This window comes from Mesorhizobium sp. M7A.F.Ca.CA.004.06.1.1 (assembly GCF_003999135.1).
Lineage (GTDB): Bacteria > Pseudomonadota > Alphaproteobacteria > Rhizobiales > Rhizobiaceae > Mesorhizobium.
Genome location: NZ_RZPQ01000450.1, coordinates 1 through 4,894 on the forward strand (window position 1 = coordinate 1; position 4,894 = coordinate 4,894).

The 4,894-nt window shown below is 64.7% G+C and carries 4 protein-coding genes; all 4 read right to left on the minus strand.

What is annotated here, in order from left to right; genetic code table 11:
* A partial coding sequence (locus tag EN906_RS23085) for an EamA family transporter (protein WP_348629286.1) occupies window positions 1–512 on the minus strand: 512 nt, incomplete at its 3' end.
* Window positions 513–726: 214 nt separating this feature from the next.
* Complete coding sequence (locus EN906_RS23090) at window positions 727–1,809, minus strand: histidine kinase dimerization/phosphoacceptor domain -containing protein (RefSeq protein WP_127269636.1); 1,083 nt, start codon at window positions 1,807–1,809, stop codon at window positions 727–729.
* A gap of 163 nt (window positions 1,810–1,972) precedes the next feature.
* Window positions 1,973–3,463 (minus strand): efflux transporter outer membrane subunit, encoded by a 1,491-nt coding sequence (locus EN906_RS23095; protein WP_127271114.1) that lies wholly within the window; start codon window positions 3,461–3,463, stop codon window positions 1,973–1,975.
* A 12-nt stretch (window positions 3,464–3,475) separates the two neighbouring features.
* Window positions 3,476–4,894: efflux RND transporter permease subunit (locus EN906_RS23100; RefSeq protein WP_206529154.1), on the minus strand; the 1,419-nt coding region annotated here is incomplete at its 5' end.

Sequence of the window (4,894 nt, forward strand, 5' to 3'; positions counted from 1 at the left end):
TTCTGGGCCAGCACGATATAAAGCGCCCAGAAGCCGCCGGCCGCCAGCGCCAGCATCACCCCGATCGGATCAAGCGGCGCGAGGGAATGAACGAAGGGCGACAACAGCAGGATGCCGGCCACCGCCAGCGCGATCCAGGCAAAGTCGCTGGCGCGCCGCGAGCTTAAGGTCGCCACCAGAAGCGGGCCGGTAAACTCCAGCGCCACCGCGATGCCGAGCGGAATCCTGGCCAGCGCTGCGTAGAACAGGAGGTTGAGCGCGCAAAGCGTCACCCCATAGGCGACCAGCCACGGCAGAGTGGCACGCGAGGGCCGCATCTGCCAGGGCCGCAGCACCGCGATCAGCATCAGCGCACCGATGACCAGCCGCAGCGTTGTCGTGCCTTGCGCGCCGATCTGCGGGAACAGGCCCTTGGCGAAGGCGGCGCCGATCTGGATCGACACCATAGCGCCCATCAGTGCTGCGACCGGCAGGGGCGCCGCTTGGCGACTGGCAACCGGCGTCGATGTCACTTGGTTTTGTCCTTCCCCGATGCCAGGGCAGAAACCGCCTGACGGTGTGGAGTTAGGACGAACCAGCCGGCCTGTCGTGAGGCAGCGGCAACTGCTCGCTAGGGCAAGGACTGCAGGCACCCTATGAGTCTCCCGGACCGCGGAGCGTTCATTGCCGCGGCGCACAAGAATAGCTGGAGATGATCCTGTAGGTGCCAGACCGCAACGACACGCTTCAGGCGGTGGCAGCCGAGCGCTTGAAGAGGATGGTGACTTTAGTGCCCTCGCCAGCGCTCGACTTCACGTCGAACTCCGCCTTGGCATTCTCGGTCAGCGAGCGGGCGATCAGCGCGCCGAGTTTGCCGCGCTTGGGCCAGCTCTCGCCCTCCGGCAGGCCAATGCCGTCATCGGCGATCACGATGCGGCAGCCATCGCCGTCAACCACGCTGTGCAGGGTGATCGTGCCGCCGTTGCGCCCCTGGAAGGCATGTTTGAGCGCATTGGTCAAAAGTTCGTTCACCACCAGCCCGGTCGGCATGGCGACGTTGATCGACACCGGATAGGTGTCGACCTTCATGTCGAGGCGGATGCCCTCGACCGCATGCGAGTTCATCACCGCCGACGCGATCTGGCTGAGATAGACACCAAGATCGACCTCATCCTTGTCATAGTCCCCCGACAGCGTCTGGTAGAGGATCGCCAGCGCATCGACGCGACCTGCCAGCCGCTCGAAACGCTTCTGATCCGGTTCGGCCGCGTTGCGCGTCTCCATCCGGATCAGTGCGGTGATCATCTGGAGATTGTTCTTTACCCGGTGCTGCAGTTCGCGCAGCAGCGTGTCCTTCTCGCGGATGCGCTCATCGAGCGATCGCGCATCCTCCGTTTCGCCATGGGCCGAGACGTCGACCAGCGCCACCAGCCGGAAGCAGACCTTGCCATTGTCGTCCTCGATGACATTGGAATAGACGTCGACGATCGCCGGTTGGTCTTCTGTCCGCTCCAGCCGGAACGTGCCGATGAAATCGGTGTCCTCGACCACGACCTCGAACAGCGGCCGGTCCTTCTGCTTGTGCAGGCCGGTGCCGGAAAGCGCCGCCCAGTGTTGCCGAGCGAGCGTCGCCGCCTTGAGGCCGGACAGTTTCTCGAATTCCGGATTGGCATAGACGACACGCTCCTTCGAACCGAGATCCGAGACGGCAATGGCGATCGGTACCTGGTCGAGGAACTTCTTGAACTGTTCGCTTTCCAGCGCGCTGGCAAGGTCCGGCGTTTCGAGCAGCTGCCCGACCGCTTCGGCCTTCTGTGTATCGGATGTCATCTGCGGCGCCTGTGCTGTGTGATCACCATCAATAACAGCGATGCGATCTCCCCGCCATCGCCAAAGCACGAGGCGGCATTTCACGCGCCGTCACAAGTGGTGTGTCGCACAATCTCGAAATCTGCGTAGCCGCGTCGAAATTGACCGAGGCCCAGGGAACCGCTCACGAGGCCGGCTTCGACGCCAGCCTTGGCCCGGTCTTGACGTCGACGATCTCAGGCTTGGCACTGTCCACCGTGCCATCCCAGCCGCCACCGAGCGCCTTGTTGAGGGCGATGTAGTTGGTCGCCAGCAGGACGCGGCTTTGCAGCAGCGAGTCCTCGGCCGAGTAGAGCGAGCGCTGGGCGTCGAGCACATCGAGAAGGCTTGTCTCGCCGGCCTTGTAGAGCGTGCCTTCGAGCCGCGCCGCATCGCCATAGGATTTCGCCGAAGAGGCGAGCTTGCCGATCCGGATGCGCTCCTGCGACAACAGCACAAGCGCGTTCTCGACATCCTCGAGCGCCGTCAGCACCGAAGACCGGTATGCGATGAAATATTGATCGCGCTGCGCCTTGGCGACCTCGACGGCCGCCTGCAATTGACCGGCATTGAACAAGGGCACGCTGAGCGTCGGCCCGAACGACCAGCCGATCGACGAATTCTTGCCGAGATCGCCAAGCTTCAGCGCCGCCGTGCTGATGTCTCCCGTCAGGCTGACCGAGGGATAGCGGGCGGCCTCTGCCTGGCCGATCTTGGCGGTGTATTGCGCATATTGGCGTTCCGCCATGCGCAAATCGGGTCGCGAAAGCAAGAGGTCGGCGGGAATTCCGGTGGGCATCGGCAGGCGTGGTGCAGGGATCGGGGCGACCCGCTTCAGCCGCTCGCTGAGCGAGGCAGGCGGCCGGCCGGCCAGCACGGCGAGACGATGCACGGCCTGGGCATAGCTTGCCTCCAGCGTCGGCACCGCGGCTTCGGTGCTCGCTGCCTGCCCCATCGCCTTGGCGACATCGGCGGCGGTCGCCGTGCCCGCCTGCGCCATGGTGCGGGTAAGTTCGGCGGTCTGCCTTTGCGACGCGGCCGAGCGCCGGGCGAGCGCGATGCGGGCCTGGTAGCCGCGCGCCTGGGTATAATAGGAAGCGACATCGCCGACCAGGGTAAGAAGCGTCGAGCGCAGTTCCTCCTGCGAGGCGTCCAGCCCGTAGCGCGCGGCCTCGACGCCTCTGCGGTTGGCGCCGAACAGGTCGAGTTCCCAGCTTGCATCGAAGCCGGCCTGGTACTCGCTGTAGGTGGCGTCAGAGCCTGATGTGGTCTCGGCTGACTTGTTGCGGGTGGCCGAGCCGGAGCCGTCGACCGACGGCAGCAACGTGCCGGCACTCTGGCGGTAGCTGGCGCGCGCCTCGCGGATTTTTGCCTTGGCGGTGGCGACATCGAGATTGCCGGCAACCGCTTCCTCGACAAGCGTGTTCAGCTCGGGATCGCGCAGCCGCTGCCACCATTTTGACAGTTGCGCCGGCTGGGCAGGCTTTGTCGGCTTGTGGCCGCTCCAGCTTGCTGGCATCGCCAATATGGGCGTCTGATAATCCGGACCGACGACGCATCCCGCGAGCAGGACAGCGGTAATCATAGGCGCAAGAAGCCGCCTCGCGGCCACCGAGCCACGTTCCAAACCTGTCATGTGAAGTTGTCCTTATTGCTGGTTGGCCGTCACCGGCGTCTCGCCCGTATCTGGTTTGGCCGCCCTGCCCTTGAAGATGCGCCGCACGGTGACGAACAGCAGCGGCACCAGGAAGACACCGATCACCGTCGCTGCGATCATCCCGCCCATCACGCCGATGCCGACGGAGTTCTGCGCACCCGAGCCCGCACCGCTGGCAATCGCCAGCGGCAACACGCCGAGGATGAAGGCCAGCGACGTCATCAGGATCGGCCGCAGCCGCTGTCGTGCTGCCTCCAGCGTCGCCTCGACGAGCCCCATCCCGGCGGTCTGCCGCTCGATGGCGAACTCGACGATGAGGATGGCATTCTTGGCCGCGAGACCGATCGTGGTCAGCAGGCCGACCTTGAAATAGACGTCGTTGGACTGGCCGAACAGGCTTGCCGCCAGCAGCGCGCCGAAGATGCCGATCGGCACCGACAGCATGACCGCGAACGGGATCGACCAGCTCTCATAGAGTGCTGCCAGGCAAAGGAACACCACAAGGGCCGAGATCGCATAGAGCGACAGCGCCTGGTTGCCGGAAAGCTTCTCCTGGTGCGACAGCCCTGTCCATTCGTGGGAATAGCCGGCCGGCAGCTGCGCCACCAGCTTGTCGATCTCGTCCATGGCGGCACCCGAGCTGATGCCCGTGGCCGCCGCGCCCTGGATCTCGACAGCCGCCGATCCATTGTAGCGTTCGAGCCTGGGCGAACCGAATGTCCAATGGCTGGAAGCAAAGGCCGAGAACGGCACCATCGCCCCGCTGGCGTTGCGGACCTGCCATTTGTCCAGATCTTCCGGCTGCATGCGGAAGTTCGGGTCCGACTGCAGATAGACCGGTTTCACCCGCCCGCGATCGATGAAGTCGTTGACGTAATCGCTGCCCCAGGCGGTCGAAAGCGTGTTGTTGATGTCGGCCAGGCTGACGCCCAGCGCGCTGGCTTTTTCCTGATCGATGTCGACCGAGAATTGCGGCTGGTCTTCCTGCCCGTTGGGCCTCGTGTTGGCGAGCAGCTTGTTCTGCCCGGCCAGGTTCAGAAGCTGGTTGCGCGTCTGGATCAGCGCGTCATGGCCCGCGCCGTTGACATCCTGCAGGTAGAAATCGAAGCCGTTGGTGTTGCCGAAGCCCTGGATGGCGGGAGGCGCAAGCGCGAAGACCTGCGCATCCCTGATCTTCGAAAACGCGCCCATCGCCCGGCCGGCGATTGCCTGCGCGGCAGAAGCCGGCGATTTCCGCAGGTCGAAGTCCTTCAGCCGCACGAAAGCAATGCCGACATTCTGCCCTGCGCCGCCGAAGCCGAAGCCGGAAGCGGTGAACACCCCGTCGACGACGTCCTTCTCCTGATTGAGATAATGGTCGGTCACCTCTGCCAGCACCCGCTCCGTGCGATCCTGCGTCGCGCCGACCGG